This window comes from Cellulosimicrobium sp. Marseille-Q8652 (assembly GCF_965112045.1).
On the sequence record NZ_CBCOPS010000002.1, the window covers coordinates 885,078 to 904,641 of the forward strand.

A 19,564-nucleotide genomic window follows, 5' to 3' on the forward strand; every position below is an offset into this window, starting at 1 on the left:
ACGGCCGGGACCCCGCTCGGGGTCCCGGCCGTCGCCGATCGCGTCAGAGGGCGCGGAGCCAGACCGTCGTGTCGGACGGGACGCGCACCTGCGGGTCGGCCGAGCGGTCGGTGAGGACCGGGCCGGACGCGACGAGGACCTCGGCGCCGCGGGGCAGGAGCACCGGCTCGCTCCCGAGGTTGGTCAGCACGACGACGTCGCGGTTGCGCAGCGCGATGACGTCGGCGGAACCCTCGTGCTCGGCGACCCACGCGAGCGTGCCCGTGCCCAGGCGCTCGGCGCGTCGCGTCGCGAGCGCGGCGCGGTAGGTCTCGTACGTCGAGCCCGCGACGCCGCGCTGGACGTCGGCGGCGTAGCGCGCGTAGGACTCGGGCTGGGGCAGCCACGTCGCGCCGGTCGGGCCGAAGCCGTAGCCCGGGGCGTCGGCCCGCCAGGGGAGCGGGACCCGGCAGCCGTCGCGGCCGGCCTCGGCGCCCTGGGTCCGGAAGAACGCCGGGTCCTCGCGCACGTCGTCCGGGAGCGCGGTGTGCTCGGGCAGGCCGAGCTCCTCGCCCTGGTAGAGGTACGACGAGCCCGGCAGGCCGAGCATGAGCAGCGACGCGGCGCGGGCACGGCGCAGCCCGAGCTCCTCGTCCGGCTGGGGCTCGTGGGCGAAGATCCCGTTGGGGCGCAGGCCCGGCTCGGCCAGGCCGAGGCGCGAGGCGTGGCGGACGACGTCGTGGTTCGACAGGACCCACGTCGTGGGGGCGCCGACCTCGTCGTTCGCGCGCAGGGACGCGGCGATGACGGTGCGCAGCGGGGCGGCGGACCACGGCGTCGTGAGGAACGAGAAGTTGAACGCCTGGTGCATCTCGTCCGGGCGCACGTACCGCGCGAGGCGGGACAGCGGCTCGACCCAGGCCTCGGCGACGAGCGCGCGGTCGCCGTCGTACGCGGCGAGGACGCGGTGCCACGCGCGGTAGATCTCGTGCACGCCGTCCTGGTCGAACATCGGCCCGGAGTTCCCGGCACCGGTCGAGCCGTCCTCCGGGGCGCCCGGGTCCACGACCTCGTCGGACGCGCCGCCGCCCTCGGTGCCCTCGACCATCGAGACGGAACCGTCCCAGTCGGGCAGGCCCGGGGCCTTGACCATGCCGTGCGCGACGTCGATGCGGAAGCCGTCCACGCCCTTGTCGAGCCAGAAGCGCAGGACGTCCTCGAACTCCGAGCGCACCTCGGGGTTCTCCCAGTCGAGGTCCGGCTGCGAGGAGTCGAAGAGGTGCAGGTACCACTGGCCGGGAACCTCGTCGGGCGCGCCCGTGACGGGGCGCGCGCCGGCGCCCGCCGTGACGCGCGTCCATGCCGGGCCGCCGAAGATCGACTGCCAGTTGTTCGGCGGGAGCTCCCCGTGCTCGCCCTCGCCCTCGCGGAACACGTACCGCGCGCGCTCCGCGGAACCCTCAGGGGCCGCGAGCGCTGCCTGGAACCAGGCGTGCTGGTCGGACGTGTGGTTGGGCACGAGGTCGACGATCACGCGGATGCCGCGCGCGTGCGCCTGGGCCAGGAGGTCGTCGAAGTCGGCGAGCGAGCCGAACAGCGGGTCGACGTCGCGGTAGTCCGCCACGTCGTACCCGGCGTCCTTCTGGGGCGAGCGGTAGAACGGGCTCAGCCACACCGCGTCGACGCCCAGCTCGGCGAGGTGGTCGAGCTTCGACGTGATGCCCGGCAGGTCGCCGACCCCGTCGCCGTCGCCGTCGGCGAACGAGCGCGGGTAGACCTGGTAGATCACCGCGTCGCGCCACCACTCGGCGGCCTCGCCCGCGCCCGCGTGCACGAGAGCGCCCGCGGCGAGCGGCTGCAGGGTGGGGGTGGTGGTCGACATCGTCGAATCGATACGAGTCATCGAGCTGTGGATCCTCACGTGAGTGGTCGTGCGTCGGGGTCGTGGGGCGAGGGCGTCGAGGGCGTGGTCGCGCCGACCCGCCATCGAGTGTAAGCGCTTGCGGTCGGGGCGTGTCGGGGCGTGTCGAGGTGCGACGGCGCCGTGCCGGGCTCAGGCGGCGGGGGCCCCGGTGGGCGGTGCGGCGGCGGGGGCGGGTCGTGACGGGGCGGCGCCCGTGGAGTCGCGCACGATGAGCCTCGGGCTGGAACAGCAGGCTCCGAGCGGGGCGCCCGCTCGCCGGCGATCTCGGTGAGCAGGGCGCTGATCGCCGCGTGGGCCATGGCCGTGACGGGCTGGCGCACGGTGGTGAGCGGCGGGTCGGTGAACGCGATGAGCGGGGAGTCGTCGTAGCCGACGACCGACACGTCGTCGGGAACGCGCAGGCCTCGTGACCGCGCGGCGCGAATCGCGCCGAGCGCCATGAGGTCGGAGCCGCACACGATCGCGGTGTGCCCGGCGTCGATGAGCTCGCCCGCGGCGGCCTGCCCGCCCTCCACCGTGTAGAGCGTCACGACGACGTGCTCGTCGACGTCCGCCACGTCGGCGACGAGCTCGTGGCGGACGAGGGCTTCCCGGAAGGCCGCGAGCTTGCGCTGCGCCGGGACGAAGCGGTCGGGCCCGATCGCCAGCCCGACGCTCCGGTGGCCGAGGGAGACGAGGTGGCGCACCGACAGCTCGACGCTCGAGACGTCGTCGGGCGAGACGAACGGCGCGTCGATGCCCTCCGCGTACCCGTTCACCAGGACGATCGGAATGCCGCGGCTGCGCAGGCGCTCGTACCGCTCGTGGCTCGCCTGGGTGTCGGCGTGCAGGCCGGAGACGAAGACGATGCCGTCGACGGCGTGGTCCATGAGCATGTCGACGTAGTCGTCCTCGGTCGTCCCGCCGGGCGACTGCGTGCACAGCAGCGGCGTGTAGCCGTGCTCGGCGAGCACCGACTCGATCGTCTGGGCGAACGCGGGGAAGACCGGGTTGGTCAGCTCGGGCACGACGAGGCCGACGAGGCCGGCCGACCGGGTGCGCAGGGTCGACGGCCGTTCGTAGCCCAGCACGTCGAGCGCGGCGAGCACGGACTGGCGCGTCTCGCTCGCGACGCCGGCCTTCCCGTTGAGCACACGCGAGACCGTCGCCGTGGAGACGCCGGCCTGGGCGGCGAGATCACTGAGACGGGTGCGCACGTGGGGAAGCGTAGGGGACACCGGACCTCCTCGTCCTGGTCGTCCGGCCGGTGAGTCGCGAGCCCGTGGTGCGGGGCGCGCGACGGTCGCCTGCCGGAGGAGGCGGGCAGGCGCCGTCGGGCGCCCTGAAAAGCGTTGCATGAAAGTTACCGCAACAACTTGCACAGGCGCCACCCGCCGATCTACGGTCTGTCGCATCAGGGTCCGGCGCCGGCGCCAGCCGGAGCGGGCCACCATCACCACACGCTTGGAGTGCCCCTGATGCGACGGAGCATCCTTCTTGCCGCCGCGCTGACCACGACGCTCGCCCTCGCGGCCTGCTCGTCCGGCGAGAGCGGCGACGAGACCACCACGGAGCCCGAGGAGACCGCCACCTCCACCGGCTCGCTCACCGTCTGGGTCGACGAGACCCGCCAGGACGCCGTCACCGCCGCCGCGACCTCGTTCGAGGAGGAGACCGGGACGAGCGTCGAGGTCGTCCTGAAGAACTTCGAGGACATCCGCGCGGACTTCCTCGCTCAGGTGCCGACGGGCGAGGGCCCGGACATCACGGTGGGTGCGCACGACTGGCTCGGCGAGCTCACGACGAACGGCGTCGTCGCGCCGCTCGAGCTGGGCGACAAGGCGTCGGAGTTCGAGACCGTCTCGCTCCAGGCCTTCACGCAGGACGGCCAGGTCTACGGCCTGCCCTACGCGATCGAGAACATCGCGCTCATCCGCAACACGCAGCTCGCCTCCGAGGCCCCGGCCACGTGGGACGACGCCGTCGCGGCGGGCCAGGCCGCCGGGACGAAGTTCCCCGTCCTCGTGCAGTCGGACAACGACAAGGGCGACCCCTACACGCACTACCCGTTCCAGACCTCGTTCGGCGCCCCGGTCTTCACGCAGAACGAGGACGGCAGCTACTCGTCCGAGCTCGCCATGGGCGGCCCCGAGGGCCAGGCCTACGCGACGTGGCTGGGCGAGCAGGGCGCCGCGGGCGTGCTGAGCCAGGACACCACCTACGACATCGCGGTCGAGGCGTTCAAGAACGGTGAGTCGCCGTTCATCGTCGGTGGCCCGTGGATGATCGAGTCCTTCGAGGGCATGGACCTGTCGATCGACCCGATCCCGGCCGCGGGCGACCAGCCCGCGCAGCCGTTCGTCGGCGTGCAGGGCTTCTACCTCAGCGCCGAGAGCGAGAACGCCATCGTGGCGAACGACTTCCTCGTGAACTTCCTCTCGACCGAGGAGGCGCAGCTCGCGCTGTACCAGGCGGGCAACCGTCCGCCGGCGCTCACCGCCGCCGCCGACTCCGCCGCGTCGTCCGACCCGATCGTCGCGGGCTTCCGTGACGTCGGCGCCGAGGCCGTGCCGATGCCGTCCATCCCCGAGATGGCCTCCGTGTGGAGCTTCTGGGGCGTGACCGAGGCCGCGATCGTCAGCGGTGCGGACCCCGTCGCGACCTGGGACAAGATGATCGCCGACATCGAGGGCGCCATCGGTTCCTGACCGGACCCCGACCGGTACCGGCCGTCGTCGGCCGTGGGACGACTCCCACGACCGACGGCGGCCCACCGGTCCGCCGCCTCAGGGCGGCCCACGACCTGTGACGCGGTGCCGCCGCCGCGTCGGACCACCTCGGAGGCACCACGATGTCCGCCCCTCAGACCACGACCGACGAGCCCGTCGGCACACCACCGGTCGACCCGCCGGCCCGCCGGCGTCCGACGCTGCGGCCGCGCGACGGCTCGCACGCGCGGGACTACGGGCCGGGCTTCTTCGTCAAGCTCGCGCTCATGGCCGTCGTCGACGCGCTCGGGGTCTACGTCGTGTGGTCGGCGTGGCAGGCCGGCTCGTACGGCGTCCTCGTCGCGAGCCTGGCGCTGTTCGTCGCGGCGAACTGGGTGTACTTCTCGCGCCGTGCCCTGCCGCTGAAGTACATCCTCCCGGGACTCGGGTTCCTGCTGGTCTTCCAGATCTTCGTCGTGGCCTACACGGGCTACGTCGCGTTCACGAACTACGGGACGGGGCACAACGGCACGAAGGAGCAGGCGGTCTCCGCGCTGCTCGTGCAGAACGAGCGCCGCGTCGAGGGCTCGCCCTCCGTCCCGCTCACGGTCGTGGCCGACGGGGACGAGCTCGGCTTCGCGATCCTCACCGAGGACGGCGACGTGGAGGTGGGCACGGCCGAGCGACCGCTCGCCCCCGCCGACGACGCGACCGTCGAGGACGACCGCGTCACCGAGGTCCCGGGGTGGACCGTGCTCCCGCGCGACCAGGTCCTGCAGAGGCAGGGCGAGGTGACCGAGCTGCGCGTCCCCGTCTCGGAGGACCCCGAGGGCGGCTCGATCCGCACGACCGACGCCCGCACGGGCTACGTCTACACGTCGGTCCTCGAGTGGGACCCGGCGGCCGACACGATGACGGACACGACGACGGGGACGGTCTACGCGCCCAACGACGACGGGCAGTTCGAGGCGGCGGACGGCACGACGCTCGCCGTCGGCTGGCGCGTCCCGGTGGGTCTCGACAACTTCGCGACCGCCTTCACCGACAGCCGGTACGCGGAGCCGTTCCTCAAGATCCTCGTGTGGACCTTCGTCTTCGCCGTCGGCTCCGTCGCGACGACCTTCCTGCTCGGCCTGTTCCTCGCGATCACGTTCAACGACACGCGCATGCGGGGCCGCAAGGTCTACCGGACCCTCATGATCCTGCCGTACGCGATCCCGGGGTTCCTCGCGGCGCTCCTGTGGTCCGGCCTGCTCAACACGCGGTTCGGGTACATCAACACCGTGCTGCTCGGCGGGGCGGAGATCCCGTGGCTCACCGACCCGTGGCTCGCGAAGCTCGCGGTCCTCGGCGTGAACCTGTGGCTCGGCTTCCCCTACATGTTCCTCATCTGCACGGGCGCGCTCCAGTCGCTGCCGTCGGACGTCATGGAGGCCGCGAAGATCGACGGCGCCGGGCGCTGGCGCACCTGGAAGTCGATCACGCTGCCGCTGCTCCTCATCGCGACGGCCCCGCTGCTCATCTCGTCGTTCGCCTTCAACTTCAACAACTTCACGCTCATCTACATGCTCACGGGCGGCGGTCCACGGTTCGCCGACGCGTCCGTCCCGCTCGGGCACACGGACATCCTCATCTCGATGGTCTACTCGATCTCGGGCGTCGACGGCTCCGCCGCGAAGGACTTCGGTCTCGCGAGCGCCCTGTCGATCGTCATCTTCCTGATCGTCGGGACCATCTCCGCCCTGGCGTTCCGGACCACGCGCAAGTTCGAGGAGATCAGCTGACATGGCGACCACCCACGCCGCGCCCGTCGTCGACGGCGCCGCCCGGCCGGCCCCCGAGCGCCGCATGAAGCCCGGTCGCTGGTTCACCGAGCTCGGCTGGCGCCACGTCGTCGGCCTCGTCGCCGTCGTCTACGCGGCGTTCCCCCTCGTCTACGTGCTCTCCGCGTCGCTCTCGGAGAACGGCACGCTGACCGGGTCCAACTCCCTGTTCTCCGACGTCAGCACGTCGAACTACGCGGAGCTCGGCACCACGATGTTCTGGACGTGGATGACGAACACGCTCGTCATCGCCGTCGTGACGTCCGTCGGCACCGTGCTCATGGGCGCCGCCGCGGCGTACGCGTTCTCGCGCTTCCGGTTCGCCGGGCGCCGCGTCGGGCTCACCTCGCTGCTCATCATCCAGATGTTCCCGCAGATGCTGGCCTTCGTGGCGATCTTCCTGCTGCTGCTCGCGCTCGGCGACGTGGTCCCCGCGCTCGGCCTCAACAGCAAGATCGCGCTCATCGCGGTCTACCTCGGCGGTGCGCTGGGCGTGAACACGTTCCTCATGTACGGGTTCTTCAACACGGTCCCGCGCGAGCTGGACGAGGCCGCGAAGATCGACGGCGCCACGCACACGCAGATCTACTGGACGATCATCCTGCGCCTCGTCGCGCCGATCCTCGCCGTGGTGGCGCTGCTCTCCTTCATCAGCACGTTCGGCGAGTTCATCATCGCGCGCATCGTCCTGTCGTCGGAGAGCAACTGGACGCTCGCCGTCGGGCTCTACGGGTGGGTCTCCTCGCTCCGCGAGGCCAACTGGGGCCTGTTCACGGCGGGTGCCGTCATCTCGGCGCTCCCGGTGCTCGCGCTGTTCCTGTACCTGCAGAAGTACATCGTCGGCGGCCTGACCGCGGGCTCCGTGAAGGGCTGACGCCGCGTGCAGCACCCGTCCTACCGCCCGGCCGACCCGACGGCCGCGCCGACCACGACGCCGGTGGCCCACCACGACGGCTCCGCGCTCTACGTCCCCGAGGGCACGCCGTCGCTCGGCGACACGGTCCCGGTCCGCGTGCGCGTGCCGCGCGCCGCGGGCGTGCGGGACGTGTGGCTGCGCTCGGTCCGCGACGGCGAGCCGCGCGTGTCGCCCGCGCGGCTCGACCGCTCGGACGAGCACGAGGACTGGTACGTCGCCGACGTCCTCGTGCACAACCCGGAGACGGGGTACCGCTTCTTCCTCGACGCGCCGGGTGCCGACGGGACCAGCGGCTACCGCTGGCTCAACGGCCGCGGCACCTGGGACCGCGACGTGCCCGACGCCGCGGACTTCCGGCTCACGGTGCACGAGGGCGCGCCGTCCTGGATGGCCGACGGCGTGGTGTACCAGGTCTTCCCGGACCGGTTCGCGCGCTCGGTCGCCTCGGGCCGCCGGGACCTGCCCGGCTGGGCGGTGCCCGCGGCGTGGGACGACGAGCCGCACGGCGGGGGCCCCGACGTCGGGACGCAGTACTACGGGGGCGACCTCGCGGGGATCGAGGAACGTCTCGACCACCTCGTCGCGCTGGGGGTCTCCACGCTGTACACGACGCCGGTCTTCCCCGGGCGCTCGAACCACCGCTACGACGCGAGCACGTTCGACCAGGTCGACCCGCTCCTCGGGGGCGACGAGGCGTACGCGTCGCTCGTCCGGGCCGCGCACGCGCGGGGGCTGCGCGTCATGGGCGACCTCACGACGAACCACACGGGCGTCGGTCACGAGTGGTTCTCCCGGGCGCTCGCGGACCCCGCGGCGCCGGAGCGGGACTTCTACTACTGGACCGACGACGACCCGGGCTACGTCGGCTGGCTCGAGCACGCCTCGCTGCCGAAGCTCTCCTACGGGTCGCCCGAGCTCGCGGCGCGCATGATCGACGGGCCGGGCTCCGTCGTGGGGCGCTACCTGCGCGAGCCGTTCGGGCTCGACGGCTGGCGCATCGACGTCGCCAACATGACGGGCCGCTACGGCGCCGAGGACCGCACGCTCGACGTCGCGCGCACGCTGCGCGCGACCATGCGCGCGATCGCCCCGGACGCCGCGCTCGTCGCCGAGCACTTCCACGACGCGACGGGCGACCTCGCGGGCGACGGCTGGCACGCGAACATGAACTACTCCGCGTTCACGAGACCGGTGTGGACGTGGCTGTCGCCGGCCGCGTCCTCGGTGCCCTACCTCGGCCTGCCCGTGCGCACGCCGCGGCGCGCCGGCCGGTCCGTCGTCGAGACGATGCGCGACTTCGACGCGGTGCACCCGTGGCGCGTGACGGCGTCGCAGTGGAACATGCTCGGCTCGCACGACACGCCGCGACTGCGCTCGATCGTCGGGTCGCGCGAGCTCGTCGAGGTCGCGGCGACGCTCCTGCTCACGTACCCGGGCACGCCCGTGGTGTTCGCGGGCGACGAGGTCGGTCTCACCGGCCTGAACGGCGAGCACGCGCGCGCCACCATGCCGTGGGACGAGCCGGAGCGCTGGGACGCACCCACGTTCGACCTCTACCGCTCGCTGATCGGCGTGCGCCGGTCGTCCGCGGCGCTGCGGTCGGGCGGGCTGCGGTGGGTCCACGTCGACGACGACGCGCTCGTCTACCTGCGCGAGACCCCCGACGAGCGCGTGCTCGTCGCCGTCGCGCGGGACGCCTGGCCGGGGGCGCGCCTGCACCCCGCGGTCGTGGGCGCGGCGCGCGAGGCCGAGCGCCTGCACGGCGGTCTCGACCTGTCCGTGCACGACGGCGCCTGGCGGCTCGCGGGCGACGGCCCCGCGGTCGGCGTGTGGCGCCTGCGCTGAGCGACCGAGCGCTCCGTGGCAGGATCGCGGACGTGCCCGTCGAGCGACTCGCGATCCTCTCGGACGTCCACGGAAACCTGTCCGCCCTCGAGGCGGTGCTCGCCGACGCCGCGTCGCGGGGCGCGAGCCAGGTGCTCAACCTCGGCGACATGGTCGGCAAGGGTCCGCGCGGGCAGGCCGTCGTGGACCGGTGCCGCGCCGTCTGCGCGGTGAACGTGCGCGGCAACTGGGAGGACTTCCTGCCCGGGACGCCGGACGACGGGCTGCCCGAGCACGTGTGGTGGCGCGACGAGCTGCGGGCCGACCAGCGCGAGTGGCTCGGGTCGCTGCCGCTGAGCCACGACCTCGTCGTCAGCGGACGCAGGGTGCGGCTCCTCCACGCGACCGCCGCGTCCGTGCACCGCAAGCTGTTCCTCCGGCACACGCCCGAGGAGTTCGCGGGCATGTTCGTCGCGACGGAGCTCACGGGCCCGGGTCCCGAGCCGAGCGTCGTCGGGTACGGCGACGTCCACGACGCGTTCGTGCTGACCGTCGCGGGCCGGACCCTGTTCAACACCGGCAGCGCCGGCAACCCGCTCGACGAGCCGACGCCGTCGTACGTGGTCCTCGAGGGCGAGGTCGGTTCCCCCGAGCCCGGGCCCTTCTCCCTCCAGGTCGTCCGCGTGCCCTACGACGTCGAGGCGGAGATCGCCGTCGCGCACGCGGCCGGGATGCCCGCCGCCGACGCGTGGGCGCGCGAGCTGCGCACCGCCGTCTGGCGCGGCCGCCCGACGTGACCGGCGGCGCGGCGTGACCGCCCGCCCGGAGCGGCCGGGCGGCGGGTGCGGGCCCCGTCCCTCGCTACGCTGAGCCGGTGCAGACCTTCGAGCAGGGCGCGTTCGACCCGACGGTCGTCGGGTCCTTCCCCCGTCCGGCCCCCGGCGAGGAGGGGACGGCGTCGTACACCGACGCCGACACCGAGCGCTGGTCCGTCGAGCAGCCCAAGTCCCGGGCCCGCACGCCGTTCGAGCGCGACCGCGCACGCATCGTCCACTCCTCGGCGCTGCGGCGCCTCGGCGCCAAGACCCAGGTGCTCGGCCCGGGCAGCGACGACTTCGTGCGCACCCGCCTCACCCACACGCTCGAGGTGGCGCAGGTGGGTCGCGAGATCGGCAAGGCGCTCGGCTGCGACCCGGACATCGTGGACACCGCGTGCCTCGCGCACGACCTCGGGCACCCGCCGTTCGGGCACAACGGCGAGCGGGCGCTCGCGGACCTCGCCGTCGACATCGGCGGGTTCGAGGGCAACGCGCAGACGCTGCGCCTCCTCACGCGGCTCGAGCCGAAGGTCGTCACCGACGACGGCCGGCCCGTCGGCCTCAACCTCACGCGCGCGAGCCTCGACGCGAGCGTGAAGTACCCGTGGGGTGCCGGCGAGGGCCCGGCCCGCGCCGACGGGCGCGCGACGCACAAGTTCGGCGTGTACGAGGACGACCGACCGGTCTTCGACTGGCTGCGCGCCGGCGCGCCGCGCCAGGTGAAGTGCCTCGAGGCGCAGGTCATGGACCTCGCCGACGACGTCTCCTACTCGGTGCACGACGTCGAGGACGCGGTCGTCGGGGGCCGCATCGAGCTCTCGACGCTCGAGGACGCCGAGGAGCGGGAGCGCGTGGTGCGCGCCGTGCACGCCTGGTACGGCACCGCACAGGACGCCGCCGGGCTCGAGGCCGCCATCGAGCGGCTGCAGAAGACGGGGCACCTCGTCACGGGGTTCGACGGCTCGCGCCGCGCGCTGGCCGCGCTCAAGGACGCGACGAGCCAGCTCATCGGCCGCTTCACGGGTGCCGCCCAGGAGGCGACGCGCGCCGTCTTCGGCGACGGCCCCCTCACCCGGTACGCGGCGCGGCTCGTCGTCCCCGACGAGACGGTCGCCGAGATCCTCGTGCTCAAGGGGATCGCCGTCGCGTACGTCATGGCGCCCCGGGAGCAGGAGCCGCTCTACCAGCGCCAGCGCGAGGTGATCGCGGACCTCGTCGACGTGCTCGCCGACCGGGCGCCGCTCGCGCTCGAGCCGTCGTTCGCCGCCGACTGGGCGGAGGCGGCCGACGACGCCGCGCGCCTGCGCGTCGTCGTCGACCAGGTCGCGTCCCTCACCGACGTGTCGGCGATGCAGCTCCACGCGCGGCTCGTTCCCCCGCGCGGCTGACGCCGGGACGCCTCAGCCGTCGGTGCGCTCGCTGACCCACGCGTCGCTCGCACGCTGCACGTCCTCCGCGGTCACGGAGTCGGCGACCGTGACGAAGTACCAGCGGTGGCCGAACGGGTCGCGCACGGCGGCCTGCCGGAAGCCCTCGAACCAGTCCGCCGGCTCGGCGAGACCCGACGCCCCCGCCGCGACGGCGCGGGCGTACGCCGCGTCGGTGTCCTCCACCGGCACGGAGAAGGACGCGTGGGTCGGCGCACCGTGCTCCGGTGCGACCGAGTCGGGCGGGAACGCCTCCGCGACCGTGAACGTCGAGACGCCCGCCGCCGACGTGAGCCGCAGGTCCGAGTGGATCACCGCGTCGCCGGCGGTGACCACGTCGACCACCTCGGCACCGAGCGCCGCCTCGTAGAACGCGATGGCCTCGCGCGCCCCGCTCACCGTGACGTTGGGGTGCAGCGCCGACATCTCCATGGGTTCCTCCTCCGGGGACGCGCCGCGCAGGGTGCGTCCGGTCTCTTGCCCCGGGTCGGTCCCGGGACCACCATGCTCGTGTCGGCCGGCCGTGCCAGTCTTGGAGGAATGCGACAGGTGTTCGAACCCGAGGGCTCCCGCGCGGCGCGTCCCGCGACGACGTCGCTGCGCGGGATCGTCGACCCCGCCGCCGCGCGCCGCGGCTTCGAGCTCGTCCGCGTCGACCCGGCGCCCGACGTCGCCGACGTCGTCGAGCGGCACTGGGTCGTGCGGTGGGACCTGCCGCCGGGGGAGTCGTTCACGCAGGTGGTCGTCCCGCACCCCGTCGCCAACGTCGTCGCGGAGGCGTCCGGCTACGCCGCGCACGGCATCCCCCCGGGGCTGTTCGAGCGCACCCTCGTCGGGACCGGTGCCGTCGTGGGGACGAAGCTCCGACCGGGCGCCTTCCGTGTCCTGCTCGGTTCCGCCGACGCCGTGCGCCCCGGCGCGCTCGTCCCGGCCGCGTCGTTCCTCGGCCCGACGGCGGACGCGGCGTCCCGCACGGCCGTCGCCCTGGCCGTCGCCGGCCGCTCGGAGGAGGCCGTCGCGACGGTCGAGCCGCTCGTGCGGGCGCGCGCCCGCACCACCCGCTCCCCGCGCGCCGTGCGCGACCTCGACCGGGTCCGGCGCGTCATGGCGGCGCTGGTCTCGGGCCGGCTCGGACCGGACGCCGGCGTCCCGGACCTCGCGGACGTCGTCGGGACGACGCCCCGCACGCTGCAGCGCCTGTTCGCCCGGTACGTCGGCGTGAGCCCCAAGTGGGTGCTGCAACGGCACCGCGTGCACCTCGCCGCGGACCTGCTCGCCGCCGATCCCGGGCACGACCTCGCGGCCCTCGCGACCGCCGTCGGCTACTACGACCAGGCGCACCTCGGGACCGACTTCGCCCGCGTCACCGGGACCACCCCGGCGACGTACGCGCGGCGCTGCGCCGCGTCGCGCGAGGCGCTCGCGGCCGTCGTCGGCGCGGCCTCCGGCGGGGCGCCGGGCGCGACCTCGGCGACCGTCCCGGACGCATAGACTCGGGTCGTGGCAGGCCTGATCCGACGCGAGGACGTGGACGCCGTCCGCGACCGCGCACGGATCGACGAGATCGTCTCGGCGCACGTCACGCTCAAGTCCGCCGGCGTCGGCTCGCTCAAGGGCCTGTGCCCGTTCCACGACGAGCGGTCGCCCTCGTTCCACGTGCGGCCCGGGGTCGGGCGCTGGCACTGCTTCGGGTGCGGCGAGGGCGGCGACGTCATCTCCTTCGTGCAGAAGGTGGACGGGCTGACCTTCACCGAGGCCGTGGAGTACCTCGCGGACCGCGTGGGCATCCAGCTCCGGTACGAGGAGAGCGGGCGCGGCGGGGGAGCGCCCCGACCGCGCGAGGAGCCGGGCAGACGCCAGCGGCTCCTCGAGGCGCACCGTGTCGCGGCGCAGTACTACGCCGAGCAGCTCGTCGGCCCGGGGGCGGGTGCCGCGCGCGCCTTCCTCGCCGAGCGCAGCTTCGACCGGTCCGACGCCGAGCACTTCGGCGTCGGGTACGCACCGACGGGCTGGGACAGCCTCCAGCGGCACCTCCAGGGCCGAGGCTTCACGCAGGCCGAGCTCGTCGCGTCGGGGCTCATGAGCCAGGGGCAGCGCGGGGTCTACGACCGCTTCCGCGGCCGGCTCGTGTGGCCCATCCGGGACGTGACGGGGGAGATCGTCGGGTTCGGCGCGCGCCGCCTGTACGACGAGGACCAGGGCCCCAAGTACCTCAACACGCCCGAGACGTCGCTCTACAAGAAGTCGAACGTGCTGTACGGCATCGACCTGGCCAAGCGCGAGATCGCGAAGCAGAAGCGCGTCGTCGTCGTCGAGGGCTACACCGACGTCATGGCCGCGCACCTGTCCGGCGTGACGACCGCCGTCGCGACGTGCGGCACGGCGTTCGGCACCGACCACGCGCGCATCGTCCGCCGGCTCCTCGGGGACACCACGGCGGGCGGTGGCATGCAGCTCGCGTCGGGCGCGTCGGTCGGCGGCGAGGTGATCTTCACGTTCGACGGCGACGCCGCCGGGCAGAAGGCCGCGGTGCGCGCGTTCGGCGAGGACCAGCGCTTCTACGCGCAGACCTTCGTCTCCGTCGAGCGCAGCGGCATGGACCCGTGCGAGCTGCGCATGGCGCGCGGCCCCGACGCGGTGCGCGCGCTCGTCGACGGGCGCCAGCCGCTGTTCGAGTTCGTCATCCGCACGACGCTCGCCGGTTTCGACCTCGACACCGCCGAGGGGCGGGTCGGTGCGCTGCGCGCCGCCGCGCCGATCGTCGCCGGCATCCGCGACGCCGCGCTGCGCCCCGAGTACGCGCGCCTGCTCGCCGGGTGGATCGGGATGGACGCGGACCGCGTGCGACGCGAGGTCGCGTCGGCGGGCCGACGCACGACCCCCGGCCCCGTGCGCACGTCGCGCCCCGGGGAGGCGCGCCAGACCGCCGCCGACGACGCCCCGGTCGTGCCCGCGATGCCCGCGCCGGACCCGCGCGACCCGGTCGCACGCCGCGAGCGCCTCGCCCTCGTCGCGGTGCTGCAGTACCCGCAGCACGTGCCGCCGGTGTTCGACACGCTCGACGAGGACGCCTTCTCGGTCCCCGCCTGGCGCGCCGTGCACGCCGCGGTGCGTGCCGCCGGCGGTGCGCGCGAGGGAGCCGCGCTCGGCGCGGGCCGGTGGGTGGAGGCCGTCGTCGAGCAGGCCGCGGAGCCGGTCCAGGGCCTCGTCACCGAGCTCGCCGTCGCCCCGCTGCCGGAGGACCGCGAGAGCGTCGTCGGCGGGTACGTCGCGGGTGTCGTCCGGGGGCTCGTGGACCTCGGGCTGCCCCGCCGCATCGCCGACGCGAAGAGCCGGCTGCAGCGGCTCGACCCGGCTGCCGACGTCGCGGCCTACCAGGAGGCCTTCGCCCGGCTCCTCGCCGTCGAGGCCGAGCGGCGCACGCTGCGGGAGGGCGAGATCGCCTGAGCGCGGCACGGCCCCGTGGACGGCGGAGCCACCGGTGCGGGGGAGCGGTCGTGTCGTCCGGGGCAATTCCGCCGGGACGAGGAAAGGGGCGCCGACCTGTGTCGACGCCCCTCCCGGAGGCTCCCGCGGTAGGACTTGAACCTACGACCGTCCGATTAACAGTCGGATGCTCTGCCAGCTGAGCTACGCGGGATCGGCCACGGCTGCACCGTGGCGACCGGGGAAAACTCTAGCAGGCTCAGAGGGGTAGTCCGGACGCCGACCGGACCCGGGACTCGGCGGCGTCGACCCGTGCGGCGACCTCCGGGTCGCCGAGGTCGACCCCCGGTCCCGTGACCACCTGGGAGAACAGGCCGCCGTCGAGATCGCGCCGCACCGCCACCCGCGCGGTGCGCCCTGCGGCGAACGTCACGGTCTCCGACAGGACGACGGACGACTGGACGCGCTCGCGCAGCGTCTGGACGAGCGACGAGCGTCGTGGGTCGGCGAGCCGGAGCTCCGCCGGGGCGTCTCCGTCGACCCACGTGACGGAGATCGTCGAGGACTCCGGGGCGTACGACGCGCGGTCGACGTCCGACCACGGACGCCGCAGCGTCACCGCGCCGGACGGCCCGCACGTGAGGAGGGTGCTCCGCGTCGCGACGGCCCACGACCCGTCCACGAGCTCCGCGGACGCGAGCACCCGGTCGCCCGCAGGGACGTCGAGGGCGCGCCGGACCGGGTCGGGGAGCGAGTGGCGACGGAACCAGGGCACGGACCTACGGTAGCCGGTGTGCGCGCACGGCCCGAGGTCGGCGTCGGGGCGAGCGCGCCGCCGGGCGCCGACACGCGGCGGTATGCTCACGGCGCGCCCCGTTAGCTCAGCTGGTCAGAGCAGGAGACTCATAATCTCTCGGTCGCGGGTTCAAGTCCTGCACGGGGCACCGACGAGGGCCGGCACCGGCCTCACGGGTGGACCGCTCACCGGGGAGCGGTCCCGCTCCCGGCCGCGGCGCCGAGGTCGCGGACGAGCCGTGCGGGGACCCCGACGTACAGGCCGTCGGGCTGCGTGTCCGCGGTGACGACGGCCCCCGCGCCGACGACGCACCCGGGCGCGACGGTGACGCCCGGGAGGATCGTGGCGCCCGAGCCGATCCAGCAGCCGTCCCCGATCGTCACCGGGGCTGCCACCCACGTCCCGGCGCGTTCGGCCGAAGGGCCGGTCTCGTGGGTCGCGGTGACGATGCGCACGTGGTCGGCGACCCCGACCCGCGCTCCGATGCGGACCGGCGCCGCGGTGTCGACGTAGACGCCGTGGTTGAGAGAGGCGCCGTCCCCGATGACGAGCGGTCCGTCACGGCTCACGAGCAGCCCCGTGGCGACGTCGCACGTGCCCTCGAAGACGATCCCGGCGAGCTGCAGCAGGCGTCGCCTGGCCGGCTGGCCGAGCAGCGGCAGGTTCGCGAGGGCGACCAGGGACTCGCGTCTGCGGGAACGTGCCATGGCGCCAGTCTCCCCACCGCGACCACCCGTGTCGTCGCGGGGACGAGGACTTCACCCACGGTGCACGGGCGCACCCGTGCGGCAGCGGGAGCGGCAACGGGAGCGGCGCGGCGTGTCGGGTGGCGCCGCCCCTCGGGTGGCGCGGGCGCGACGCCTGCTCTGTCATGGGTGGATGGTCGTCCTCACGCGACGGGTCTACGACGAGCCCACCGACCGCGACGGGTTCCGCGTCCTCGTGGACCGGCTGTGGCCCCGAGGGCTCAGCAGGGAGCGCGCGCGGGCGGACCTGTGGCTCAAGGAGGTCGCGCCGTCGGACGGGCTGCGCCGCTGGTTCCACCACGAGGAGCCGCGGTTCGAGGAGTTCGCGCGGCGCTACCGCGCGGAGCTCGACGCCAACCCGGCGGTCGCCGACCTCCGAGACGTGCTCGCGTCCCGTCCCGTGGTCACGCTCCTGTACGGCGCGAAGGACAGGGAGCACAACCAGGCGGTCGTCCTGCGCGACTACCTGGAGGCCTGGACGCCCGCCGCCTCGACCTGAGCGGCCGGTGAGGGAGCCTCCGGGCGTGCCTCCCGCGGCCCGCTCTCGCGCCGGAGGTCCCGGTCGAGCGCCCTTCTCAGCCGCGGCCCGAGCGGTCGTTCGACGAGCCGGTGGATGACCAGTGCCAGGAGCAGGCACGTCGCGGTGGCCAGCGCGAGGGTGGCCCAGCCGGGCAGGGCGGGGTGCGCCGTCTCGATGACCCACCGACCCCACGAGGAGTGGACGAGGTAGAGCGGGTACGTCAGGGCGCCCAGCGTGGTGGGCCACCTCCAGGAGAGCCGCGCGAGCGGCGTCAGGGTCGCGGCGGCGACCACGACGAAGCACAGGACGATCGCGGTCCAGTACGTCGCCGGACCGAGGGCGAGGTCGGTGCTGTTCTCGATCCGCACCGCCTGGATGCGGCCCGAGTGCGCGGCCGCGAGCGCGACGTCGAGCCCGAGCGCGAGCCAGAGCACCGGTGAGCGCGGCTCGCGCGTGAGCAGGAAGAGGACCATGCCACCGGCGAACAGCGGGGCGTCGGCCGCGACCAGGACGGTCGCCAGGAGGTCGGACCCGGTCTGCGTCGCGATCGCGCCCGCGACCGGCCAGAGCGTGACGAACGCGATCAGCCGACCGCGCGTCAGGCCGACCGCGAGGAGTGCGCCGACCAGGACGTAGAACCGCAGCTCGGACCAGAGGGTCCAGTAGACGGCCTCCACGTCCTGGATGCCGAACGCCCGCTGCACCATCGTGAGGTTCACCACGGCCTGCGGCAGGTCGACGTCGCGCCGACCCGGGGCCACGAGCACGAGCAGCACGAGCGTCACGAGGACGGCGGCCCAGTAGGCGGGGAAGAGGCGGCCCGCACGGGACGCGACGAAGCCGCGGACGTCGCGTCCCCAGGCGGTCATGAGGATGACGAAGCCGCTGATCACGAAGAACAGCTGCACCCCGAACGAGCCGAACGCCGCGACCTGCTGGACGCCGGGCATCACAGCGCTCGTGCGCCCGCCCCAGGCATGGTGGTTGACGGCGACGAAGTGGTACGCCAGGACGGCCGCTGCGGCGGCGAACCGGAGCCCGTCGAGCGCGACGAGACGAGGGGACGGCGTGGACATCCGCCGCACGTTACCAAACCGTGATGTGCCACGCCCGGGGGGCCGACGTCCGAAATGCGCGGAACCTCGACTGCTGCCACAGTGTCGGGGCCGGAGATCCCGGCGACGCGAGGGGCGGCGTCCTGAGGTGAAGGAGAACACGTGGCACCGAGCATGAGCTCAGCAGGGAAGTCGGCGGCTCGCAGCGCGCAGGGGAGCAAGACGCTGGAGCTGCTGGCACGCGCGGGGTACGCGATGAGCGGCGTGCTCCACCTCGTGATCGGGGTGCTGGCCGTGCAGGTCGCGACCGGTGGGGCGTCGAGCGAGGAGGCGAGCCAGACGGGGGCGCTCGCCGCCGTCGCCGAGACGCCCGGCGGCACGGCGCTCCTGTGGTTCGCCGTGGTCGCGTTCGCGGCGCTCGGCCTGTGGCAGGTGACGGTCGCCCTCAGCGGCGCGCTCGAGACCTCCGACCGTCTGAAGGCCGCGGGCAAGGCGGTCGTCTACGTGGCGCTCGGCGTGCTGGCCGTGCAGGTCGTGTCGGGCTCGTCGAGCGGCTCGGGCCAGGAGGAGAGCTTCACCGCTCGCCTCATGCAGAGCCCGGGTGGCGCGCTGCTGGTCGGCGCCGTCGGCGTCGGGATCGTCGCGACGGGCGTCTACCACGTCGTCAAGGGCTGGAAGAAGAAGTTCCTCGAGGACCTGCGGGGCGGCACGAGCGGCCAGGTCGGGCGCGCCGTCGTGCAGCTCGGCCGCGTCGGCTACATCGCGAAGGGCATCGCCCTGGGCGTCCTCGGTGCGCTCTTCGTCGTGGCCGCGGTGCAGAACGACCCGGAGCAGGCCGGCGGGCTCGACGCCGCGTTCGCGACGGTGGCGGCGCAGCCCTTCGGCGCCGTGCTCCTGGTGGCCATCGGGCTCGGGTTCGCCGCCTACGGCCTGTACTCGTTCGCCCGCGCACGGTACGCACGCATGTGACGTGCGTCCCGGGCGGGCCCGGACCCGCGGGTGCGGCCCGCCCGGGACCTCGGGCGTCGGTGCCGTCGTGGAAGAATGCGGGCATGGCGATGAGAGAGATCCGCACCATCCCCGACCCTGTGCTCCGGACGCCCTGCGACGAGATCACCACGATCGACGACCGCGTGCGGTCCCTGGTCGCCGACCTCGTCGAGACGGTGGACCACGAGGGCCGAGCGGGTCTCGCCGCGAACCAGATCGGGGTCAGCCTCCGCGCGTTCTCGTGGAACATCGACGACGAGATCGGCTACGTCCTCAACCCCCGGATCGTCGAGCTCTCCGACGACTTCCAGGACGGTGACGAGGGCTGCCTCTCCGTCCCGGAGCTGTGGTTCCCGACGCGGCGCGCCTGGTACGCGCGCGTCGTCGGCACGGACCTCGACGGCAACGAGGTCGTCGTCGAGGGCACGGAGCTCATGGCCCGCTGCCTGCAGCACGAGTGCGACCACCTCGACGGGATGCTCTACCTCGACCGTCTCGACCGTTCGGTCCGCAAGAAGGCGATGCGGGAGCTGCGCGCCCAGCTCTGACGGCTCGACGCGCCGCCGGCCGTCGGCACGGGCAGCGGGCTCGCCCTGCGGATCTCTCGCGCATCCACGGGTCCTCGTGCAAGAT

17 protein-coding genes and 2 tRNA genes are annotated in these 19,564 nt (G+C 73.9%); 12 read left to right on the forward strand and 7 right to left on the reverse strand.

Annotation, left to right across the window (positions count from 1 at the left end):
• Window positions 1–43: 43 nt before the first annotated feature.
• Window positions 44–1,861 carry a glycoside hydrolase family 13 protein gene (locus ACWPWV_RS13780; protein WP_454043530.1) on the reverse strand — a complete coding sequence of 606 codons (1,818 nt, stop codon included), beginning with the start codon at window positions 1,859–1,861 and terminating at the stop codon, window positions 44–46.
• Window positions 1,862–1,896: 35 nt separating this feature from the next.
• A complete protein-coding gene (locus tag ACWPWV_RS13785) occupies window positions 1,897–3,099 on the reverse strand; it encodes a LacI family DNA-binding transcriptional regulator (RefSeq protein ID WP_454043531.1) in 1,203 nt (400 codons plus the stop codon).
• Between the two features lie 261 nt (window positions 3,100–3,360).
• Here ACWPWV_RS13785 and ACWPWV_RS13790 point away from each other — a divergent pair, with 261 nt between their 5' ends.
• The 6 genes from ACWPWV_RS13790 (at window position 3,361) to ACWPWV_RS13815 (ending at window position 11,359) form a co-directional block, all read left to right on the forward strand.
• The gene (locus ACWPWV_RS13790; RefSeq protein WP_454043532.1) at window positions 3,361–4,590 is read left to right on the forward strand and encodes a sugar ABC transporter substrate-binding protein; all 1,230 of its coding nucleotides are present in this window, start codon (window positions 3,361–3,363) and stop codon (window positions 4,588–4,590) included.
• A gap of 143 nt (window positions 4,591–4,733) precedes the next feature.
• Window positions 4,734–6,374: an ABC transporter permease subunit gene (locus ACWPWV_RS13795; RefSeq protein WP_454043533.1), complete on the forward strand. Its 1,641-nt coding sequence runs from the start codon at window positions 4,734–4,736 to the stop codon at window positions 6,372–6,374.
• Window position 6,375: 1 nt separating this feature from the next.
• Window positions 6,376–7,287 (forward strand): sugar ABC transporter permease, encoded by a 912-nt coding sequence (locus ACWPWV_RS13800; protein ID WP_454043534.1) that lies wholly within the window; start codon window positions 6,376–6,378, stop codon window positions 7,285–7,287.
• Window positions 7,288–7,293: 6 nt separating this feature from the next.
• Window positions 7,294–9,174: a glycoside hydrolase family 13 protein gene (locus ACWPWV_RS13805; protein WP_454043535.1), complete on the forward strand. Its 1,881-nt coding sequence runs from the start codon at window positions 7,294–7,296 to the stop codon at window positions 9,172–9,174.
• Between the two features lie 32 nt (window positions 9,175–9,206).
• Window positions 9,207–9,950 carry a metallophosphoesterase family protein gene (locus ACWPWV_RS13810; RefSeq protein ID WP_454043536.1) on the forward strand — a complete coding sequence of 248 codons (744 nt, stop codon included), beginning with the start codon at window positions 9,207–9,209 and terminating at the stop codon, window positions 9,948–9,950.
• A 77-nt stretch (window positions 9,951–10,027) separates the two neighbouring features.
• Window positions 10,028–11,359 carry a deoxyguanosinetriphosphate triphosphohydrolase gene (locus ACWPWV_RS13815; protein WP_454043537.1) on the forward strand — a complete coding sequence of 444 codons (1,332 nt, stop codon included), beginning with the start codon at window positions 10,028–10,030 and terminating at the stop codon, window positions 11,357–11,359.
• A gap of 12 nt (window positions 11,360–11,371) precedes the next feature.
• Here the strand turns inward: ACWPWV_RS13815 and ACWPWV_RS13820 are convergent, their stop codons facing one another.
• Window positions 11,372–11,830, reverse strand: a complete 459-nt coding sequence (locus tag ACWPWV_RS13820; protein WP_454043538.1) for a VOC family protein — start codon at window positions 11,828–11,830, stop codon at window positions 11,372–11,374.
• A gap of 108 nt (window positions 11,831–11,938) precedes the next feature.
• Between ACWPWV_RS13820 and ACWPWV_RS13825 the strand changes: the two genes are divergently transcribed.
• Window positions 11,939–12,889 (forward strand): helix-turn-helix domain-containing protein, encoded by a 951-nt coding sequence (locus ACWPWV_RS13825; RefSeq protein ID WP_454043539.1) that lies wholly within the window; start codon window positions 11,939–11,941, stop codon window positions 12,887–12,889.
• A 9-nt stretch (window positions 12,890–12,898) separates the two neighbouring features.
• Complete coding sequence (gene dnaG, locus ACWPWV_RS13830; RefSeq protein WP_454043540.1) at window positions 12,899–14,845, forward strand: DNA primase; 1,947 nt, start codon at window positions 12,899–12,901, stop codon at window positions 14,843–14,845.
• 120 nt (window positions 14,846–14,965) lie between these two features.
• Here the strand turns inward: dnaG and ACWPWV_RS13835 are convergent.
• Both ACWPWV_RS13835 and ACWPWV_RS13840 read right to left on the reverse strand, forming a co-directional pair.
• Window positions 14,966–15,038 (reverse strand) — tRNA-Asn (locus tag ACWPWV_RS13835).
• A 45-nt stretch (window positions 15,039–15,083) separates the two neighbouring features.
• Window positions 15,084–15,599, reverse strand: coding sequence for a hypothetical protein (locus tag ACWPWV_RS13840; RefSeq protein ID WP_454043541.1), 516 nt, complete (start codon window positions 15,597–15,599; stop codon window positions 15,084–15,086).
• Between the two features lie 95 nt (window positions 15,600–15,694).
• Here ACWPWV_RS13840 and ACWPWV_RS13845 point away from each other — a divergent pair.
• Window positions 15,695–15,768: transfer RNA gene (locus ACWPWV_RS13845), tRNA-Ile, on the forward strand.
• Between the two features lie 37 nt (window positions 15,769–15,805).
• Here the strand turns inward: ACWPWV_RS13845 and ACWPWV_RS13850 are convergent.
• Entirely contained in the window at window positions 15,806–16,327 is a 522-nt protein-coding gene (locus ACWPWV_RS13850; RefSeq protein ID WP_454043542.1) for an acyltransferase, read from the reverse strand.
• 172 nt (window positions 16,328–16,499) lie between these two features.
• On the opposite strand from ACWPWV_RS13850, the gene ACWPWV_RS13855 reads away from it, so the two are divergent.
• Entirely contained in the window at window positions 16,500–16,865 is a 366-nt protein-coding gene (locus ACWPWV_RS13855; protein ID WP_454043543.1) for a DUF488 domain-containing protein, read from the forward strand.
• Here ACWPWV_RS13855 and ACWPWV_RS13860 read toward each other — a convergent pair.
• Window positions 16,829–17,962: an acyltransferase family protein gene (locus ACWPWV_RS13860; protein ID WP_454043544.1), complete on the reverse strand. Its 1,134-nt coding sequence runs from the start codon at window positions 17,960–17,962 to the stop codon at window positions 16,829–16,831. The genes ACWPWV_RS13855 and ACWPWV_RS13860 overlap by 37 nt on opposite strands.
• A 141-nt stretch (window positions 17,963–18,103) precedes the next feature.
• Here ACWPWV_RS13860 and ACWPWV_RS13865 point away from each other — a divergent pair, with 141 nt between their 5' ends.
• Together ACWPWV_RS13865 and def are read left to right on the forward strand one after the other, a co-directional pair.
• Window positions 18,104–18,910 (forward strand): DUF1206 domain-containing protein, encoded by an 807-nt coding sequence (locus ACWPWV_RS13865; RefSeq protein WP_454043545.1) that lies wholly within the window; start codon window positions 18,104–18,106, stop codon window positions 18,908–18,910.
• Window positions 18,911–18,993: 83 nt separating this feature from the next.
• Entirely contained in the window at window positions 18,994–19,479 is a 486-nt protein-coding gene (gene def / locus ACWPWV_RS13870) for a peptide deformylase (RefSeq protein WP_435736277.1), read from the forward strand.
• Window positions 19,480–19,564 lie beyond the last annotated feature (85 nt).

What these genes read in the sequence shown, in the direction of transcription:
- ACWPWV_RS13825 (WP_454043539.1), top strand. Translation starts at nt 11,939, where the DNA reads ATGCGACAGGTGTTCGAACCCGAGGGCTCCCGCGCGGCGCGTCCCGCG.
- ACWPWV_RS13780 (WP_454043530.1), bottom strand. Translation starts at nt 1,861, where the DNA reads ATGTCGACCACCACCCCCACCCTGCAGCCGCTCGCCGCGGGCGCTCTC.
- ACWPWV_RS13860 (WP_454043544.1), bottom strand. Translation starts at nt 17,962, where the DNA reads ATGTCCACGCCGTCCCCTCGTCTCGTCGCGCTCGACGGGCTCCGGTTC.
- ACWPWV_RS13800 (WP_454043534.1), top strand. Translation starts at nt 6,376, where the DNA reads ATGGCGACCACCCACGCCGCGCCCGTCGTCGACGGCGCCGCCCGGCCG.
- ACWPWV_RS13855 (WP_454043543.1), top strand. Translation starts at nt 16,500, where the DNA reads ATGGTCGTCCTCACGCGACGGGTCTACGACGAGCCCACCGACCGCGAC.
- ACWPWV_RS13820 (WP_454043538.1), bottom strand. Translation starts at nt 11,830, where the DNA reads ATGGAGATGTCGGCGCTGCACCCCAACGTCACGGTGAGCGGGGCGCGC.
- ACWPWV_RS13790 (WP_454043532.1), top strand. Translation starts at nt 3,361, where the DNA reads ATGCGACGGAGCATCCTTCTTGCCGCCGCGCTGACCACGACGCTCGCC.
- def (WP_435736277.1), top strand. Translation starts at nt 18,994, where the DNA reads ATGGCGATGAGAGAGATCCGCACCATCCCCGACCCTGTGCTCCGGACG.
- ACWPWV_RS13850 (WP_454043542.1), bottom strand. Translation starts at nt 16,327, where the DNA reads ATGGCACGTTCCCGCAGACGCGAGTCCCTGGTCGCCCTCGCGAACCTG.
- ACWPWV_RS13795 (WP_454043533.1), top strand. Translation starts at nt 4,734, where the DNA reads ATGTCCGCCCCTCAGACCACGACCGACGAGCCCGTCGGCACACCACCG.